General features: G+C 40.3%; 16 protein-coding genes. 1 reads left to right on the forward strand and 15 read right to left on the reverse strand.

Annotated features, from left to right (window positions below):
- Positions 1–495: 495 nt before the first annotated feature.
- The 7 genes from MKJ01_RS02630 to MKJ01_RS02660 all read right to left on the reverse strand — a co-directional run bounded on the left by MKJ01_RS02630 (position 496) and on the right by MKJ01_RS02660 (position 9,241).
- A complete protein-coding gene (locus MKJ01_RS02630) occupies positions 496–2,178 on the reverse strand; it encodes a sodium:solute symporter (protein WP_241611663.1) in 1,683 nt (560 codons plus the stop codon).
- A gap of 100 nt (positions 2,179–2,278) precedes the next feature.
- A complete protein-coding gene (locus MKJ01_RS02635; protein WP_241611661.1) occupies positions 2,279–4,777 on the reverse strand; it encodes a PIG-L family deacetylase in 2,499 nt (832 codons plus the stop codon).
- A gap of 270 nt (positions 4,778–5,047) precedes the next feature.
- Positions 5,048–5,764 carry a lycopene cyclase domain-containing protein gene (locus MKJ01_RS02640; RefSeq protein WP_241611659.1) on the reverse strand — a complete coding sequence of 239 codons (717 nt, stop codon included), beginning with the start codon at positions 5,762–5,764 and terminating at the stop codon, positions 5,048–5,050.
- Positions 5,765–5,767: 3 nt separating this feature from the next.
- A complete protein-coding gene (locus tag MKJ01_RS02645) occupies positions 5,768–6,223 on the reverse strand; it encodes a sterol desaturase family protein (RefSeq protein WP_241611657.1) in 456 nt (151 codons plus the stop codon).
- Positions 6,224–6,253: 30 nt separating this feature from the next.
- Entirely contained in the window at positions 6,254–7,090 is an 837-nt protein-coding gene (locus MKJ01_RS02650; protein WP_241611655.1) for a phytoene/squalene synthase family protein, read from the reverse strand.
- Position 7,091: 1 nt separating this feature from the next.
- Positions 7,092–8,564, reverse strand: a complete 1,473-nt coding sequence (locus MKJ01_RS02655) for an NAD(P)/FAD-dependent oxidoreductase (RefSeq protein ID WP_241611653.1) — start codon at positions 8,562–8,564, stop codon at positions 7,092–7,094.
- A 2-nt stretch (positions 8,565–8,566) separates the two neighbouring features.
- Entirely contained in the window at positions 8,567–9,241 is a 675-nt protein-coding gene (locus tag MKJ01_RS02660; protein WP_241611652.1) for a MarR family winged helix-turn-helix transcriptional regulator, read from the reverse strand.
- A gap of 142 nt (positions 9,242–9,383) precedes the next feature.
- Between MKJ01_RS02660 and MKJ01_RS02665 the strand changes: the two genes are divergently transcribed.
- Positions 9,384–9,836, forward strand: coding sequence for a PA2169 family four-helix-bundle protein (locus tag MKJ01_RS02665; protein WP_241611651.1), 453 nt, complete (start codon positions 9,384–9,386; stop codon positions 9,834–9,836).
- A 127-nt stretch (positions 9,837–9,963) separates the two neighbouring features.
- Here the strand turns inward: MKJ01_RS02665 and MKJ01_RS02670 are convergent, their stop codons facing one another.
- The 8 genes from MKJ01_RS02670 to galK all read right to left on the reverse strand — a co-directional run bounded on the left by MKJ01_RS02670 (position 9,964) and on the right by galK (position 19,371).
- Positions 9,964–12,765 carry a hypothetical protein gene (locus tag MKJ01_RS02670; protein ID WP_241611650.1) on the reverse strand — a complete coding sequence of 934 codons (2,802 nt, stop codon included), beginning with the start codon at positions 12,763–12,765 and terminating at the stop codon, positions 9,964–9,966.
- A gap of 9 nt (positions 12,766–12,774) precedes the next feature.
- Positions 12,775–13,806 carry a hypothetical protein gene (locus tag MKJ01_RS02675; RefSeq protein ID WP_241611649.1) on the reverse strand — a complete coding sequence of 344 codons (1,032 nt, stop codon included), beginning with the start codon at positions 13,804–13,806 and terminating at the stop codon, positions 12,775–12,777.
- The gene (locus MKJ01_RS02680) at positions 13,799–14,602 is read right to left on the reverse strand and encodes a molecular chaperone (protein WP_241611648.1); all 804 of its coding nucleotides are present in this window, start codon (positions 14,600–14,602) and stop codon (positions 13,799–13,801) included. The genes MKJ01_RS02675 and MKJ01_RS02680 overlap by 8 nt, the downstream gene beginning before the upstream one ends.
- Positions 14,603–14,694: 92 nt before the next feature.
- Positions 14,695–15,216, reverse strand: a complete 522-nt coding sequence (locus MKJ01_RS02685) for a hypothetical protein (protein ID WP_241611647.1) — start codon at positions 15,214–15,216, stop codon at positions 14,695–14,697.
- Positions 15,217–15,539: 323 nt separating this feature from the next.
- Complete coding sequence (locus MKJ01_RS02690) at positions 15,540–15,926, reverse strand: hypothetical protein (RefSeq protein ID WP_241611646.1); 387 nt, start codon at positions 15,924–15,926, stop codon at positions 15,540–15,542.
- Positions 15,927–15,979: 53 nt separating this feature from the next.
- Entirely contained in the window at positions 15,980–16,810 is an 831-nt protein-coding gene (locus MKJ01_RS02695) for an AraC family transcriptional regulator (protein ID WP_241611644.1), read from the reverse strand.
- Between the two features lie 325 nt (positions 16,811–17,135).
- Positions 17,136–18,200, reverse strand: a complete 1,065-nt coding sequence (locus MKJ01_RS02700) for a UDP-glucose--hexose-1-phosphate uridylyltransferase (protein WP_241611642.1) — start codon at positions 18,198–18,200, stop codon at positions 17,136–17,138.
- Positions 18,184–19,371, reverse strand: a complete 1,188-nt coding sequence (gene galK, locus MKJ01_RS02705; protein WP_241611640.1) for a galactokinase — start codon at positions 19,369–19,371, stop codon at positions 18,184–18,186. Before galK ends, MKJ01_RS02700 begins: the two co-directional genes overlap by 17 nt.
- Position 19,372 lies beyond the last annotated feature (1 nt).

A 19,372-nucleotide genomic window follows, 5' to 3' on the forward strand; every position in this document is an offset into this window, starting at 1 on the left:
TCAATCTTCGTGATCTTTTATAAGTGGAAACGGCTCTGTGAGCCTTTTTAGCAGTATTCATTGATATTTTCTCTGTGAGCTTTGTGTTCGAATTCTGACAAAAGTTTTAAAAACCTCAAAGAGGTTCGCGAATTCCTTTAATAATATAAATAAACGCTGTCATCTGTGAAAATCTGCGCAAATCTGTGGGAGATTTCATCACAATAGAGTACGAATCTTTCTATTCTATTCTCTAATACTATGTTGAGATTCCTACCGGAATGACAAACGGAGTGTTGAAATTATGATTTACCATTATTGTAAGGAACGGCTGTCCGATGACTGAGCGAAGCCGAAGCCACGTCATGATCTGTGAAAATTCATATGAGATTTTAAGCTCTTAATAAGAAATTTAAAAATCTTTGATTTTTAATCTCATATATTCTAAAATATTTTCAGGCTATCTTCTCTGTGACCTATGTGTCAAAGCTTCTTTTGAGCCTTTTGCAGTTTCATTTAAACAAGCTTCCTGTCAAACAACAACCCGACGGCAGAAAACAGAATCACCGCCGCTGCCCCGATCACGTTCAGCCAAAGGAAGGAAACGATATCGAACTGGTAGACGGCAATCACCGTGATTTCCGATAAAATGGCCGAAACAAATACATTCGCTCCGTTGATCTTTTTAAAGTAAAAGGCGACCAGGAAAATCCCCAGGATCGGACCGTAAAACAGGGAGCCCAATACATTCACCGCTTCAATGAGGGAACCCATCTGCGTGGCAAACATGGCGATGCCGATGGAGAAAATCCCCCAGGCCAAAGTATGCAGCCGGCTGTACTTCAGTTCGGTCAGCTCATCAGGCATTTCTTTGCTGAAGATCAGATGGACGTCTTTTAACGAGCAGGCGGCCAGGGAATTCAGCGCGGCCGAAATGGAACCCCAGCTGGCCAGGAAAATGACGGCAAACAGAAGACCGGTCATCCCGATCGGTAACGTATTCTTGACGAAATACAGGAAAATATAGTTGGTATCGGTCTTCTCCGCATTGGAGTTGGATTGGTTAATGGCCTCCTCTACCCTTCCGTGAAGTTCTTTGACCTGCGTTTGGATGTTTTTAAAATCCTGAACCGCCCGGGTAAGCTGTGGAGAGTTGGTTTCTTTCAGCTTTAAAATTTCTTTCGATTCTGCATTGAACTTTGCCTGTAAATCCCGGTGCTCTTTCTCAAATGCCGCCGCCTGTTGAGGCTGGGTGTCCTTGAGGCTCTGGTAAGAGCGTTCGTTGAAATACACCGGCGCCGGCTTCAGCGAGAAGAAGGCGAAAAGCAGCGCCCCGATCAGGAGAATGGCAAACTGCATCGGAATCTTCACCAACCCGTTCAGCAGCAGGCCCATTTTGGCGTTGGTGTTGTCTTTGGCGGTAATATACCTCCCGACCTGACTCTGGTCCGTCCCAAAGTAAGAAAGAGCCAGGAAAAACCCGCCGATCAGTCCGCTCCAGAGGTTGTACTTGTCTTTCCAGTCGAATTCGGTGGTGATGACGTTGAGCTTTCCGGATTTCCCAGCCAGATAAAGCGCATCCTTGAATCCGATACCACCCGGCATATCCTGAATCAGCAGATACCCGGCAAAGGCCATGGTTCCGAGGATAATCAGGAACTGTAGTTTCTGGGTGTGGGCAATGGCTTTGGCTCCGCCGACGTAGGTATAAATCAGCAGGATTCCGCCCGTTAAAACATTCGTGAGATAAATATTCCAATTAAGAACGCTTGCGAGGATAATACTCGGCGCATAAATGCTGATTCCCGTAGATAACCCCCTTGAAAAAAGGAACAGCAGCGAAGTGAGCACCCTTGTCTTTTTATCGAAACGGTTTTCCAGGTATTCATAGGCGGTGTAGACATTCAGCCGCTGGAAAATCGGGATGAAGGTAATACAGATCACGATCATCGCCAAAGGCAGCCCGAAGTAATACTGGACGAAACGCATCCCGTCGGTATACGCCTGGCCCGGCGCCGAAAGAAAGGTAATGGCACTGGCCTGCGTCGCCATAATCCCCAAAAGCACAATGTACCACGGCATCTTGCTGTCTGCTTTCAGGTAAGAAGCGTTGCTTTTCTGGCCACGGCCTATCCATACGCCGTAAACCACTACGGCTACTAAGGTAAAAATGAGAACGGCCCAATCGATACTGCTCATGCCCAGAATTTAGTGAATAAGTAATACAATATAATCTGTACTATCAGCGCGACGGCCAATAGCAGGTACCAGATGTTCCAGTTTACAGGTTGTTTGCCCATCAGTTTTTTTGTGCGGATAAAAAGTTCATAAACAAACGGGCCGCCCCGGCATTTCCAGCAGGCAGCTGTCTGAAAAAGGCCAGCGGGGTGTAAACAAAATTCCCTTTTCCGTATTTCGCATACAGCGTGGATCCCTGCAGCGGCTCTTCACCGGTGTCATGCATTTCGAAAAGCGGTTCGTAAGCTGCATCCCATTGGTCCGGGAAGTAGGCCCCGCGCTCCTGTACCCATCCTTTGAAATCATCGGCCGTAATTTTGTTCGGGAAGTTCAGCAATTTATGATTGGGATTTAAAAAGGTAACAGCCGCATTTTCTTCAGTCACTCGCTTATTGGCAATGTTGAATTTATACATTCCCAACTGATCAACGGTTTTATCCTGGTTGGTATTGTACTGCATCACCAGATTTCCTCCGGCTTTTACATAAGCCCATAAAAAAGGCATCCAGCGGCCCAGCTTTTTCTCCGTATTGTTGGCACGGATCCCCAGGACAATGGCATCGTACTGCGATAACTTGTTCGGGCTGCCGCCGGCTGCATCGATGTTGCCATAAAAATCTTCGTCTTTCAGGACATCCACCTGAATCCCGGCGATGCGCAGGAAATCGGGAATAAAATCGCCCGCTCCCTGGATATACCCTACTTTTTTAACCGTCGACCGGATGTCGCCTTTCATCACAGCCACCGTTGCCGGCGCAAAATACTGCAAAGAAGGCAAATGCGGGTACTGGATCAAAACCTGTTTTTTATTGTAGGTCACTCCGTCTGCAATAAAATCAGCATCCAGCTGCAAACGGTTGGATGGTATTGAAGCAAGCTTCGCTTTCGGAATCACGCAATCGACGGTCATATCTTTTCCATTAACAGAGAATACCTCAGCACCACCCAAACGCTCTCCGTTGTACATCAGGTTCAGCTTACCGTTGCCGAATGCTTTATTTGAATTGACTTTAATATTTAAACTCAAATGTAAATCTTCGTTTTCTTTCACCAGGTAAAGCGGTTGGGTAAACTTCAGTTCCAGGACCGGAACAATGCGGAGGGCTTCCACCACATCACCGCGCACCGGATCTAATTTCTTAAAAGATAAAGGAAGCTTCACCTGAAACTTTTCTCCACCGATTTTTAAATCCAGAAGAACATTCATCGGGGATTCCGCTTCGGGCAAACCGACCAGCGTATCATTCGGGACGGAAAAAGTAGCGGCGTTCACCGCCGGTTTTGCCAGCCAGTAAGGCTCTGTAAGTGTTGCATCTGCCGGAATCTGAATGTCATGCTGAATGGTGATTAAAGAATCTTTAGTCAGTTTCCGATTCAGGTTTTCCGGCTGGTTCAGCCATTTTATGTTTTCCAGAACAACCGGGTTTTCCGCTCTTGAAATCAGGTTTAATTTAAAATTATACTGGTTTCCTGCCACAGCTTCAGGCTGGTTGGTCACAGCCTCACCCATAAAACCGGCACAGCTCAGAATAATCCGGTCCAGCGATTTGATTTTATCTTTTTTCAGCTCAGTATCCTTTAACGCCATCACTTTTTTCCGCAAAGCAAGCAAAGCCGGCAAACTACGGTCTGGGTTGTTGAAATTGAAAGCTGAAATGATTTTATCTAAAGATTGATCAATATCCACGTTTCCGTTTGAAGTCCAGGTCGTAACGAGTCCATCAAAGAGACTTGTCTTTGCAGATTCGCCTGCCACATGGGTAAAATATTCGGTTTTGATCCCGGCCACCGACTGTGTTCCCGCGCCCTGGCTTTTGTGTAAGCTTCTGCTTAATCCGGCCAGCTCGCCATAGCCCATTCCAAGCTGCGCATCATATTGCCCTACGGTGATTTTCAGTTGGTTTTCAGCCGTTGTATTCACCGAGCCGAACCGGAAGGTGTTCCATAACAAACGTTTGGGCTGCCAAACATTGACATATTTGAGCTGATCGGGGAAAGCATTTTTATCTCCGGCCAATTTAAAGGCTTTTTCCGACACCACCGCCGAAGCCGCATGCTGGCCGTGGCCTGCCGCCGCTGTTGGAGGAAAACGGCAAATGATCACGTCCGGCCGGAATTTACGGATGACCCAAACCACATCCGCGGTAATGCTGTTTTCATCCCATTGCTTAAAAGTATCGGTGGTATTTTTGGAAAACCCGAAATCGATCGCCCGAGTAAAAAACTGTTGGGCTCCGTCCAGTTTTCTTGCTTCCAGAAGCTCATGCGTTCTGATCAGTCCTAAAGCAGCTCCCTGCTCCGTTCCCAGCAAATTCTGCCCGCCATCGCCTCTGGTTAAAGACAGGTAACCCGTTTCCAGATTCTGATCGTTCACCAGCCAGGAGAGCAATCCTGTATTTTCATCATCCGGATGCGCCGCCAGGTACAGGACTTTCGGCAGGTGCTTCAGGGTTTTGAGTTCGCGGTAAATTTCTGATGATCTGGAAGGCCGGACCTGCTGGGCCGGACAAAAAGCCGTTAAAAAACTAAGGATAAGTACAGTGATTCCTTTTTTGAACATTTCAATTTGCTTTGCGGAGCAAATATAAGTAAATCGGTTTGTTTAGACCTTAAAAAATGTAATGAGCAACTTCAGGCATATTATTATATTCTTAGTAGAATTTTCTTATGAAAAAGTAAACAGAATCAAAAATATAAACTATACCAGCTTCGATTGTCTTTTCAATGCTTAAAATTAAATTGCAGAACGTTTTACCTAAGATAGGTATGGCTATACAGCAAAAGCCTATACCGGACAATTTAATCAGAAACAGAATAGATGGCCTAATTGTTAAGCTTCTACAATTAATGGTTCAGCTGCTCCCTCAGGTTTTTTAAACTTATAAAAGAAATAAATATTCCATAAAATCATTTCATAGCCATATGCGGTATCCTCAATAGGAATCGTAAGGATCCTGATGCCCAGGAATTCGGCAGGATTGTAATTGACGACCGGTGATTCCAGTCCGGTTCCGGTAAGGATGCCGTTGACCATTAAAAATCCGGGCATCAGCATGAGGTAAATTAAGGAGGCCTTCCCTATCCATTTTGCTTTTAAAACAAAGTACAGTACAAATAAGCTGAATGCCGTAGTGGCAAGGGTCATGAAGGTATAGATTTTTTCACGGAAATAAATGCTTCCTATCAACGCCAGCATGATTGAGGTTATAACAAAAATCTTTTCCGGCATCGGTTTCCAGTCCAGTGTAAAGAACTTATCCAGGCAGAAATAGGTGAAGATGCAGGAGAAAGGAATACAAAAAAAGAACAGGATTTCTTCAATAGGCAAATCTAAAATCCGTACTCCGATCAGGTAACGATCATTGAACCACCACACTCCTATCTTAGTAAACCATGCATCCCAGATGATGAATACAAAGGCTACTAAAGATGAAGCTTTAAAAAAAGCCCCGAAATGCCTGTTGAATTTTATTTTATGATGAAAGGAAAAAATAAAACAGATGATTATGGTAAAAAAATTGATCAGCAGATAGGTATAAGGCAGCATGGATTATTTTTTTTTGTTAAAGTACATCTGGAAGTATTTTACAGGAACCCAAAGAAATCCGAAGCACTCTCCTTTTTCCTTGCCTGTATGCTTATGGTGCTGTTTATGAGCACGCCTTATCGATAAAAGATACGGGTTTTGGGTATCGCGCAGCACTTTTATTCTTTGGTGGATGAAAATGTCATGCACAAAGAAGTAAGCCATTCCGTACAAAGTAATACCTAATGCAATATAAAACCAGTGGTTAAAGCCCTGTATGGTTCCATAGTACATAAGAATGATGGTAGGCAGGGCAAATATAACAAAGAAATAATCATTCTTTTCCATAGGACCGTCATTGCTGTGGTCGTGATGATCTTTGTGAAGTGCCCACAGGAATCCATGCATAATATATTTATGGATCATCCAGGTCATGCCTTCCATTATGAAAAAAGTGATGACGACAATTAAAAAATTCATATTACATTTTTAAAAATGGAAAACTGTTCTCTATAAAAAGGAGGTTTTGTACTGTACATAACTGCTCATCATCAGGGAGATCTTGGCCCCGTTGGATATCCTTATCCTTTCGCTCAGGATGGCATGTGCAGATTTCCTCCTGATTTTTCTGAAAAGCGAAATATAATACCGGTAGGCCAGGTAAACCCCGAACCGCGCAGATGCCGGAAGTTTTTTGATGCCGACCAGCGCTTCCCTGAACTCCTGTTCGATTTCTTTTTCAATGGACAGTTTCACATTGTTATCGAACAGTGAAAAATCAAGATTCGGGAAATAGCTTCGTCCTAAAGTATAATAATCATCTTTCATATCCCTTAAGAAATTAACCTTCTGGAACGCAGACCCCAGGATCATGGCGTAAGGCTTCAGCTTTTCAAAATTTGTTTTATCGCCATTCACAAAAATCTGGAGGCACATCAGCCCCACCACTTCTGCAGACCCCAGGATATATTCTTTGTAAAGATCGGAATTATAATCGATTTTCTGAAGGTCCATCTCCATGCTCTTAAGGAACTGAAGAATCAATTGTCTATCGATATCATATTGGTGAACAGTCTCCTGAAAAGACTGCAGGATCGGATTTAAAGAAATACGGTCTTCCAGGGCATCAAATGTTTCCTGTTTAAATTTCTGAAGCAGTTTTTCTTTGTTATATCCATGGAAACTGTCTACAATTTCATCTGCCAGCCTTACATAGCCGTAAATGGCATAAATAGGATTGCGTATGGATGCAGACAGGGCCAGGATCCCCAGTGAAAAACTGGTGCTGTACTGTTGGGTGGTCGCCTTACTGATTTTGTAAGAGAGCTCATCAAATAGTTTTTTCATATTAATTTGTTTTGGTGGCTTCGTTTGCAGCTATTTTTCCGGAGATGATGGACGGAGGTACGCCCGGGCCGGGAACGGTAAGCTGCCCCGTATAAAATAGGTTTGTTATTTTTTTATTTTTTAATGACGGCTTCAGGACTGCAGTCTGGGAAAGGGTGTTGGCAAGGCCGTACGCATTTCCCTTATACGCATTGTAATCTCCCTGGAAGTCTTTTACACAGTAGCTTTTCTTGTAATCGATTTTCAGCAGCAGGTCAGTCGTTCCGGTATGTTTTTCCAGCCTTGAAATCATCTGCATGAAATACCGCTCCCTGATTTCCTCAGTATCTTCAATGCCTGGTGCTACAGGCATCAGAAGAAAAATATTCTCACAGTTTTCCGGCGCTACGGAAGGATCTGTTTTTGAAGGGCAACAAGCATAAAACAGAGGTTTGGTAGGCCATTTTTTATCTTTATAAATTTCTTCGGTATGAAGTTCAAGATCATTTTCAAAAAACAAAGTATGGTGTTTCAGATTGGGGATTTTTCCTTTGATTCCCAGATAATAAATCAGACAGGAAGGAGCAAAAACCCTTTTTTCCCAATACTCTTCCGTGTAGTTCCTGTACTCTTGCGGTAAAAGCTTTGATTCGGTGTGATGATAGTCTGATGAAGCAATCACAACATCAAAATCAATCTCTTCCTGATTAACGGTTAATGAGGAAGCGCACCTGTTTTTTACATTGATCTGCTGTACGTCAGCATTCACATGAAAGCGGGTTCCGTGGTCTTCAGCCACTTCTTTCATTGCGCCAATGATCTTTGAAAACCCTCCCATCGGGTACCAGGTTCCTAGTTTATACCCTCCGTAATTCATTAAGCTGTACAGGGCAGGAATATCTTTAGGAGCCGCTCCCAGGAAGATCACCGGAAACTCCATCAGCATGATCAGTTTGGGGTGGGCAAAATACTTTCTTACAAAACGCTGAAAGTTGGTGAGCAAATCCAGCTTGAAGGCACTTTTGGCTATTTTCGGAGACATAAACTCAAACCATGAATGACAGGGCTTATTCACGAAATCCTTCATGCCGACTTCATATTTATATTGCGCATCTTCCATAAACTCGTCCAGCTTCTTCCCTGCACCTGCCTCCGTTTTTTCAAAAAGGTCTTTCATTTCCTGATAGCTTTGCGGAATATTCATCGTCCCATCAGAGAAAACCATTTCAAACTGCGGATCAAGAGGAACAAGCGTATAAAAATCGGAAGCTTTTTTCCCGAAATCATTAAAGAACGCTTCAATAATATCAGGCATCCAGTACCAACTCGGTCCCATATCAAAGGTATAGCCGTTGCCGGTTTTAAAATGCCTTGCACGCCCGCCTACTTCATTGTTCTTTTCGAAAAGATGGACTTCATGTCCCTCCTTTGACGCATAGGCCGCTGCCGACAGTCCTGAAAACCCTGATCCTATTACCGCAATTTTTTTTCTCATATTTAATTTTTAAATGAATATTCCTGGTAAACCGTCTTAATAAGATCCTTACTGTCTATGTTTCTGGAGAAAATCGGATGGTGGAAACGGTCAAGCTTATTGAGAACCCGGATCAATTCCATCTTTTCCCGGTAGGTAAGATTCCCTGTTACGATCTCTGTTGCCTGCCTGATATTCTTCATTTGCTCTTCCAATGCCTGGATTCCTTTTACAGAAATATGTATGATTTTTTTTCTTTTATCCACTTCGGATTCCGTCTGTTCAATCCAGCCCTGTCTCAAAAGCCTGGTAATAATAAGCATGCCTACAGGCTTATTATGGATATTCTTTTTAATAAGCTCCATTTTGGTCATTGCGCCGAAAGCCTTTAAATTGATCAGATAAATAAAATCTTCCTGCGTAGTAAATTCAGAATCTGAAATAGCTGATTTGGAATAAGTCCTGGCGTACCGGTTAATATGGATCAACAGTGTACTGATTGCACTTTCAGCACTTCTGCCATTTTCTTTACCTTCCCAATACGGTTCATCGAAAACTGTACCAGATTTATGGTTTTGCCGATCACATATCCACATTTTAAAACCTTCAGTATCTTTTGGATATGAATTGCTTATAGCATTATCTTTTTCAAACTGTTCCAACAACATTATGACCTCATTAATGTTTTTATAGTTCATTGATAAATTACATTTGTACACAAATATACTTTTTATTTTTTATATTAGTTTATTTATGAACTAACTTTTGAATTATTTTGATATCCTAAAATTAAAGGCACGCATCTTGTAAGGATATGGGTACACCAATAAAAAAAATATTATGAACAACGAAAAAACTGTATCAGTACTAAACGATTTGCTTAACATTACCAACGACAGAATTGAAGGATTTTCAAAAGTTGAAGACAAAGTATGGGAAAACCATTCAGCGTTAAAAAATGATTATGATCAGATGGTATCACAATCACAGACCATGAAGTCGGATCTTATAAGACTGATCAGCGAAAAAGGAGGAGAAGCGGATAACACAACCAGTACAGCAGGTGCCGTACACAGAGCATGGATTGATATTAAAAATTCTTTTACGGGAGATAAAAATGAGTCAACTCTGGAAAATGTTGTATTCGGAGAAAAAGCTGCGATTAAAGCGTATGAAGATGCCTTGGAAAGTGGAGATTTATGTCCTGAAAGTTCACAGGTCGTTTCTGATCACCTGCATCATTTAAGATCTTCTTATGCTAAATTCGAAAATTTAGAAAGACTTAACTCATAATTATCTTAATCAAGATAATTCAGATAAGAGAGCTTCGGGCTCTCTTATCTCATTTTATACAATCATATAAAAAGCACATGCTTGCCTTTACATATTACAAAACATTTCTATCTCTTTTCTGCTGAAATTATTCGCTCCCAAACTTTTTGACTCTGATCTTTTTTTCTTTCACCTTAATGATAAAAGCATCGATGGTCACTATTTTACCTGCTTCTACCTTTATTTCTGCACTGCTGCGCTCTACATAGGTGTTGGGCGGCAATGAGTTTTCGTTGATTTCAACTTTGTAATCCCCGGATTCCAGAAAAGAAATAAATTCTCCGTTATCATCCGTCACTACACGCTGTAAAAGTTGGTCTTTTTTATAAATATTGAAAATAATCCCTCCGCTTTTGGGTTCAAATTCCAGGGCCGTTTTTGAGTTGAATTCATAATCGATCTTACCCTGTAAGGTTCCGTTCTGATGTAAAGGAATCTCCAGTGCATGGTTAAAACGGTTGACCTCAATTTCAGCTTCATCATAATACCATCCTTTCTGGATGATCTGCTTTAAAGCATACTTTCCGAAAGGGAGTCCCTTATAATTCAGGTTGCCGTTGCTGTCGGTCCTGAATGAAATGGCGTTCAGCATCACCAGATAGCCCGGTGCAGCCTGGTCTCCGTCGTCATAAACTCCGTTATTGTTGTTATCATAATAGACAAAAGCGGTTACATTTCCTTTTTTACCGGGATTCAGGGTACTGGATTTTAAATTCAGGGTAACGCCTGCTTCAATGCTTAATACATTATTGCTAGAGCCTCTTGAAGAATAATGAAACCAGGAAGTATTAAGATGCAAACCATACAGCACCCCGGAATATTTCAGATTTACAAAACCCGACGGAGATTTCCCGTACAGCATATCATCCGTATAATTGATACCCGATGTCACTGTCAATTTCTGGTCGAAAAAGTTTTCATTCATAAATGCCGAAAAGGAAAACTTTTTGTACGCACTGCTTTCATTGAATATTCTGGAGAAAGCATATTCAGAAAGAAAATAACTTCCCTGCTGGTAAATAAAGTTGACATTAAGCCATTTATAGCTGTAATTTCCGATGGCTTTCATCTGATATTCCGCATGATCCGTATCCGGATATAAAGCCATCCCTGCTTCTATTCCCACCACGGAAGAATGTTTCCTGTCCGGGCTTGACCAGGTCATATAGTCTGTAATCCTTTGGGCTTTCAGCTGTTTGAAATCCTTGTTGATGGCGGTATCGAAGAAATTATTATAGGTATTGGACTTTTCATCCTGGTACTGAAGGCCCATGGTAAGCCCGAGATTTCCTTTTTTAGGAAAATTGATCCCGGTATCGAGCCTGGTTGTATTTGATATTAACTGATCATTATAAAAATAGAATTTCGGAGAAAAATTGGAAACTGAAATATTTGCATAAACATTATAATCTTTAAAAACAGCAGCGGAAATATTCTGCTGGATCTGCAGCATTCCTCTTCTGTTTCCGGGATAATAATCCGTACTGTAAAAATAGTTTCCGTTCAGGTTAAGCTTATTGACAACCCCTGAATACTTGGATTCCAGGGCCAATGACGGTTTGGTGACATTAATACGGTCATACAGGCTGAGCCCGCTGTACACTTTGACATTCATATTCCAGTCTTTGTTAAAAGCATACTGCATATCTGTTCCCAGGAGATTGTGCCTGCTGTTTTCATACGGATCATTCCTGAAGACATATGTTGCCGAAATATTGCGGGTGCCATTCTGGGCTCCAAGTGTTCCTCTGGTGAAAAAGCCATAGCCGTATTTTAAAAATGGGCTTTTTTCCACCAGGCTGAATGTCTGATCCACAAATCCCACTTCCACCCTTTTATCTTTATCAGATGAGGTTAAAGCAATTTCCGTCCCTCTTCCAAAAAGGGACATTTCCATAATCTTGCTGATATTTCCTAATGTATATTCGCTGTTTCTTCGGTGGTAAGTAATAAAGGTATTATTGGCTACAAGCTCATTCTGATTGTTAACTGTATAAATATTCCCCCTGACCGTTACATATCCTGAAGGAAGGTTAAAGCCGCCGGAACCGATCAGCTGATACATATTCAGTTCCTGACCTACCCGTCTGTATCCTGCTGTGATGCTGTTCTTTCTGTCATTAGAAAATGAATTGTCCTGGAGGTCCTGGTAGTGCTGGGTAGAAACCACATTCTGAACCGATACGGATGCATTACCGAAAATTTCTTTTTCAGGATCCCTGAATCCTGCGATACTGACGGAAAACTGAGAAGTTCTTACCAACAGGCTGGAAGGCATAAACCTGAATGTAAATACCGAATCCTTCCCTATTTCAATACTTGCTTTTTTCTCAATAAAGATAGTCCCCTGGCTGATTTCCGGAATTTTAAAAACTACGGTAACATTCTGCCGGATATTTCCAAGATTAGAAACCCTTGCCCTTACTTCGACAGAATCTCTTGTATTATTCATGTAGATCACCGGGTTTTCTGCTGTGATCCTCAATGTATTCTTCTCAGCGACATGATAGGTGATAAATTTTTCCGAAACCGCATGCTCCTGCTGATCAATAAGGTTAAAATCTATTTTTTTCTCCCCTGAAACCGCATTGTTGTTTACCAGAATCTTTACGGGTAAAAAAACACCTTCACCTGCGTCAAGGTCTACGTTGATCCCGCTAAAAGAAACGGCTTTGAATCCCTGAGGGGTGTTGACATTGATTTTTCCTTTAAATGGTATTTTACTGTTATTTTTAAGAATAACAGTCAGGTCGATAATATTATTTTCCGATGTGCCCGATTCGCTTCGGATCTCCATGCTGACATCAGGAATTTGCTGGGCATGAGCAATAATAAAAGCGAAGGGTATCAAAAAAACAAGCGTAATTTTTCTGAGCAGATCGTAGTGCATTATAGGATTTTATTGAGGGGTTATCTCAAATTGAAGAGTCGTTGAGTAATCTTCCGTTTTGGCATTCATGAATCTCTGGTCATTAGGATTCGTTGAATAATCAATATCATAATACACATTTGAATTCTGAGTATGCCCTCCTTTGGCAATAAGTTGAGAGAAAGAAGCCAGAGAAATGGGATATACCGTTGCATTGTTCCCGGAACCTGGAGTAAGGCTAAATTTTACCGCTTCAAGAGGAATAGAATTTCCCGCAGCAGAAGTAAATGTACTTTGAAGGGATTTCATCTTGATCTGGTAATTGGTATTGCTTTTTACGATAAGCGCATTGGCGTAGACCGCGCTTACCCCGTTCATATAATCATTTTTACTGCTGAACTCAAGAAGACTGTTCATGGCATTTGCTGAAAATTTCAGCGACATTTCGGGAATGTCCTGAGGCGTTCCTGAAAGCGTAGCAATCTGGATCTGAAAAACGTGATCGATCCTGCCGATAACATTATTGTAACGGTCGTATGCCGTAAACTGTATAGGAGCAGAAAAAGAAGTCCATGCAGGATAATTGCTCAGATAAGAACCGCCGGCAATGGTAAAAGAATACTTGAGCTGAAGATAATAATATGCGTTGAAGTTTGATATATTGAATATGGGTGCATTGGACTGTGGGATCAGAAACACTTCCTGGCCTTGCTGCATCATCACATTCAGCGGCATACCGATTTGTGAAACAGTGGGCACAGGGTCCGGATAAGCACTTCCGGAAGTTGAAACCGGGCTGAATGAAAGCTTATTGGCCGGCATTGTATAACTACCGTCAACTGAAGTAATAGGCTGTGTTAGTCTGGCAGACAACCTCCAGTAAGGGAAATTCAGGTTTCCATTGCCCGACAGCTGAAGGGTATAGGCGTCAGGATTGGTATTGCCACTATAGGAATTTACAGATATAAAACCATTGGTCCAAGAGGTATAATTGACCTGTGCATCACTATATAGCCAGATGAGCATTAATATTAAAACTGAAAACTTCTTATCATTATTCATAAGCAAAGTTTAATTCTCCAAGTTCAAGATTATCACGGTCTCCATAATCTATCAATACTGAAGCGGTATATTTTCCTTTTTCAAGACCGGCAGGAAGTGGAATGCTAACTTCTCTTTTGTTTCCCGGCATTGTATAAAATATAATCGCATTGAGAGACGTTTTTTTACCGTTCTGTGTATTTACAAGATCCGTAAGTATTTTACCGTCTGCCCATACATCTCCAAGGTTGTCAAAAGTTAGTTCGAGGGTTGATTTTGGTTTTCCATAGGCAAGATTAGTGATTTCCAGTTTTTTATTATTTGCTGATGGGAGCTTATGAAAAATCTTGATTCCCGACCGGATGCTTACTTTGATACTGGATCCTTTAGAATCGACATCATCTACCGGATTCATCTGGCTTACATAGAGTACTGCCGTATGGGTTAAAAGCTGATCTGACAAGGAATTGGGAACGGTAATGGTAACATCAATATCTTTTCTCTCACCCGGCGCCAGTGTAAAATAATTATCTTCTTTTTTTACGGAAACCCAGCCCGCACATGAATTGGGAAGCGTATTCGCTGCAGACATCATATTTTCTCCTTTCTCACTGTATTCCCAGTCTCCAAGGCTTACGGCAAGATCGAGGGAATTCTTGGCACTTACATTGGTGACCGTTACGGTTTGGGTATTGCTGTTTCCAAGGCCGGATTCAAAATAAAGCCTTGGTGGAGAAACGGACACTCCTGTCTGAGCATACATATTGAAACCCAAAGAATAGATAAGATAAAGAAATATATAATACAGTTTTTTCATGACGGACATTTAATACTAAAAATACATAAAAAGTGTTACAAACTATCTTGTAACACTTATATATTTTTTAATATTTCAGAAGAGATTCTATCTTATTGAGCAATAATAGTGTACGTTAACTGTGTTGTATATACGGTAGGAGTCTGTCCTGCGATATAGTTATCAAGGTAAGCGTTAGCACCTGCTCCTTTGTATTCAATGTTGATTTTTTTATCTACCCCTCCTACAGATGAAGTAACTAACGTCGTTTCATTTTCAGACAACTGTGTATTCTGTGCATAATCTGCTCCTGTTACAGGATCTGATCCTGCACTTGCATTGATCTGGATGGTATTGGCCTGGATACTTTTAGAACCATTCTGTAAAGCAGCATTGGCACTTTTCACTTTCACCTGAAATCCTCCTGTACTGTAAATATTTAAGTGATCGGCTTTAAGATTAGATACACCGTTAGCATAGTCATCCTTAGTTGCATAGGTTAAGTTAACTACTTTTTGAGCATTATTCACTACAAGGGTCTGGATAGGCTTTAATCTTACGTTTAAAGTTACTGTTTGCGCACTTAATGATGCGAATCCTACAAGAGCGAAAAAGGCAAAAATGATTTTTTTCATGACGTAAATGATGTTTTTTTTATTGTTAATTAATTAGTATTCTAATTCTGTTGCAAAGGTAAATACATCAAAATACATCTCTTTTGTAAAAAAACGCTCAAAACTTGCAAATATGGTTTTAGATAAGAATTTAGAAATTTAAATACGATTAGAAAAAAAAAGATAAAAAGTAGACTTACATAATTAATTACCAATAACAATATTACACTATAATTAACTAATCATTAATAATACATCAATTTCATAACAAGAAATAATTAAAAAAAAATATATTTCACCATCATTTATTGCATAATTAACACTGAATTCTTATAATATTTTTATTATTGAGAAATTAGAGTTAAGAATACGTAATCTGATTTTAAAGATGAAGAACTGTACATTTTTCTCATTATATTCTGCATGTCCTGATCGATGGTAAATATTTCCTGTACAGATCCCCTGCTGCTGTTGATAATATTCATTTTATCATGATCATTCATATGTTGTACATTCACCTCAAATCCGGCAGTACTGGATACGGTAACGTATTTTTCATTTTGCCGATCTGTTGATGATTGACGATAATTATCCTGCATATCACCATTTGAACCAATGGAAAGAATCTGTACAGGATACAAACGCATATTAAGGTACACGCCATCATTCTGACCAGAAAGTCTGATGAAAGCAAAAAGTAAAATACTAAATAAAAAAAGTTTGGTTCCCATATCCCTAAATTTTTCATTGTATAACTACTTAAAAGTACAATTTTTTTCTTTATTTATTTCATTTCGGAGGGTTTTTTTCCTGTATGCTTCTTAATAAAGTTACTGAAATTTCCTTCATCGTTGAAACCCAGATCATAAGAAATTTCAGAAATTGTAAAATTGGTAAAACTTAGTGCTTTTTTACATTCAATAATTACTTTTTCAATGATTAAACTCTTTGCAGTCTTGCCTAAAACATACTCTGTCATCTCCGTTAATCTTCTGGAAGTGATATTAAGCTCGCTGGCATAATAGGAAACCTTTTTTTGCGTTTTATAGTCTCTTTGCAAGAGTACCTTGAACCTGTTGACATAATGAAGATAATCAAACCTGATATTCTTTTTAATTTCCTCATTGGATATGTATAAAAACGCGTCCAAGATCAATCTTTCAATAGCATTATGAGCAGCAGAGACATATAAATTCTCATCTTTCATGCGAAAAAGTTCCATACGTTCCATAAAAACCACCCTCATCTGTTCAATGTTTTTAAAGGGAGCTACAAAAAGATCGGTATCATAATTGAAGAAAAGCTGGGAATTAAGAAAAAGGCTGTCCTTGGAAGATCTGTCATAAAAGCATGATGAAAATGTAACGATAATAATCTTGTCTCCGTTTACTTTACCAAAAACAATCTGCTTTTCAGGCCCTAAAAATGCAATATTGCCTGCCTTTATGGAATAAGGCATATTCTCTACCAGAACATCGGTGTCTTCCATAATAATATAGATACAATAGTATTGCAGTGTACTGAATTCTCTTTTATTGTTATTTCTTTTAACAATATCACTGAGACGGTTAACGCTAAAGCCTATATTCTTTAATTGATCTGTTATGACATACATAATACAATGATATAATTTTTATTAGTTCTTTGGAAACAAAAGTGTTACCAACAATAAATAAAAAAATGTTTATTGTAAAATGTGGTATACATAGGTGTTCATGCAAAGAAATCTGACCTTGATTAAGTCAGAATACAATAGCTTTGGAACAGAAGAATAGCATTTATAGGCATAAGCCTATATTGAAAATCATATTTATATAAATTGTGTTATATATGGTGTAAATATAAGGAGAAAATTCACTTTACCAGCTAATCTGAGGTATCCAAAAAAAGCCCTATCAGATATTGTTTTATTGAGAAAGTGATATGCTGTTAAATTGCAGCTATTTCTGATGGCTATCCCGAACTGTATAATGAACAATCGGTTTTTCCTTTAATATGGCCGCACTCTGCTCAGGTGTAATGTCCCTTTGGGTTTCAGCAAGCATTTCATATCCCACCATAAACTTTTTAATTTCTGCACTGCGCAGCAGCGGCGGATAAAAATGCATATGGAAATGCCATTCGGGATGATCTTCTCCATCGGTCGGCGACTGATGGATCCCGGCAGAATAAGGAAATGAAATATTGAAAATATTATCATATTTGGTCGTCAGGTCTTTTAAAATCTCTGCCAGTGTATTTTTTTCAGCTTCTGAAAACTGTGAAATGTTTTCAGCTTTCCGCTTACTGATGATCATTGTCTCATAAGGCCATGAAGCCCAAAAAGGTACCAGTGCCACAAAATCTTCGTTTTCCAGAATAATTCTTTCCGCAGCCTCTTTTTCTTTTTCCAGATAATCCTGTAAAAGTGAGGTCCCTTTTTGATTATAGTACGTTCTTAAATGATCCTGGGTTTTCCTCACGATAGTCGGGATAGAAGACTGGGCCCAGACCTGCCCGTGTGGATGCGGATTACTGCATCCCATGATCTTCCCTTTATTTTCAAAGATCTGAACATGGTTGATAAAATCTTCAGCACCAAGTTCTTCATACTGCTGCTGCCAGACATCAACAACTTTTCTGATGTCGTTGATTTGCATTTCCGGCAAAGTCAGGCTGTGATTTTCGGAAAAACAGATCACCCGGTTAATCCCGCGCTCAGGCTGTATCGAAAAAAAATCTGTATTTTTATCTGAACAGTTTACCTCTTCCTGCATCAGAGACCCAAAATCATTATCAAAAACATATACGCCTTTATAATCAGGATTTTTTTCACCGTTAATACGTAAATTGCCTGCGCATAAATAACAGGCAGGATCATGTTGCGGAAGTATGTCATGTCCGGATTCTTCGGTCTGGCCCTGCCATGGACGATTGCCTCTTTGCGGTGAAACCAGGACCCATTCGTCCAACAGCGGATTGTATCTTCTGTGCGGATGCTTTTTACGGTCAAATGATGAATGCATTGGCGGTATATTCTTTTATTCCTTCGGAAATATTAACGTTATAAACTTTCATCTGAATGCCGAAAGCCTCTCTGTACTTTTTTTCTATTGTTTTACTGATGCGGTCTGCCTGATCTTCTCTCAGCAGATTAATGCTGCAGCCGCCAAATCCGCCACCCATCATCCTTGCACCCAAAACCCCTTCTTCTGTAAGGGTTTCTTCCACCAGGAAATCAATTTCATTACAGCTGACTTCGTATTCTTTGGAAAGCCCGGTATGCGTTTCGGTCATAAGATGCCCAAGATCTTCCGGTCTGTTTTCCGATAGTGCCTGTACAGCCTCTCCTACTCTTCTTATTTCCTTAACGAGATACAGACATCGCCTATATACCACTTCGCCCATCTCTTTTTTCAGTTCAATAAGAATTTCCTCTGTAACATCCCGGAAGTTGGTCATTTCCGGATAATGGGATCTGATGATCTGCTTTCCCTGTTCAACATCTTTTCTTCTGTCGTTGTAACCGGAAGTAAGGTGCGTATGTTTTACACAGCTGTCAAACAATACCAGGCGATATCCCTCCAGCCGGGCATCATAATAGCGATGTTCAAGAGAATTGCAGTCCAGTATCATTACTTTGTTTTCTTTTCCGAATACCGTAGCAAACTGATCCATAATCCCGCATTGGACTCCGACAAAGGTGTGTTCCGCTTTCTGCCCGATCAGCGCAATTTCTTTTTTTGATAACTGAAGATCGAACAAGGCATTCAGAATATAGGCAAAACCACATTCCAGTGCTGCAGATGAAGAGAGCCCGGAACCCATGGGAATCGTACTGCTGAATGCAACCTGAAGTCCTCCTATTGTTTTCCCGTTTTTCTGAATGGCTTCAACAACACCCAAAAGGTAATTTGCCCAAGCCTTCTCTACCGGACTTTGTTGCTCATTAATATTAAAACTGAAGGATTCCTCAATATCTATAGCCACAAGTGTGCAGGTTTCCGTATCCTGTTTTTTTTTAACTGCAAAGCAAATATATTTGTCAATTGCTGCAGGAAGCACAAAGCCATCATTATAATCCACGTGTTCTCCGAGAATATTAATTCTTCCGGGGGAAAGAAAAAAGTGTTCAGGCTCTGATTGAAAAGCTGACTGAAATGCTTTGCAGGTATGGTTGATTAATGGATTGTGCATA

Origin of the sequence: Chryseobacterium sp. SSA4.19, from assembly GCF_022601875.1 — a bacterium.
Classification (GTDB): domain Bacteria; phylum Bacteroidota; class Bacteroidia; order Flavobacteriales; family Weeksellaceae; genus Chryseobacterium.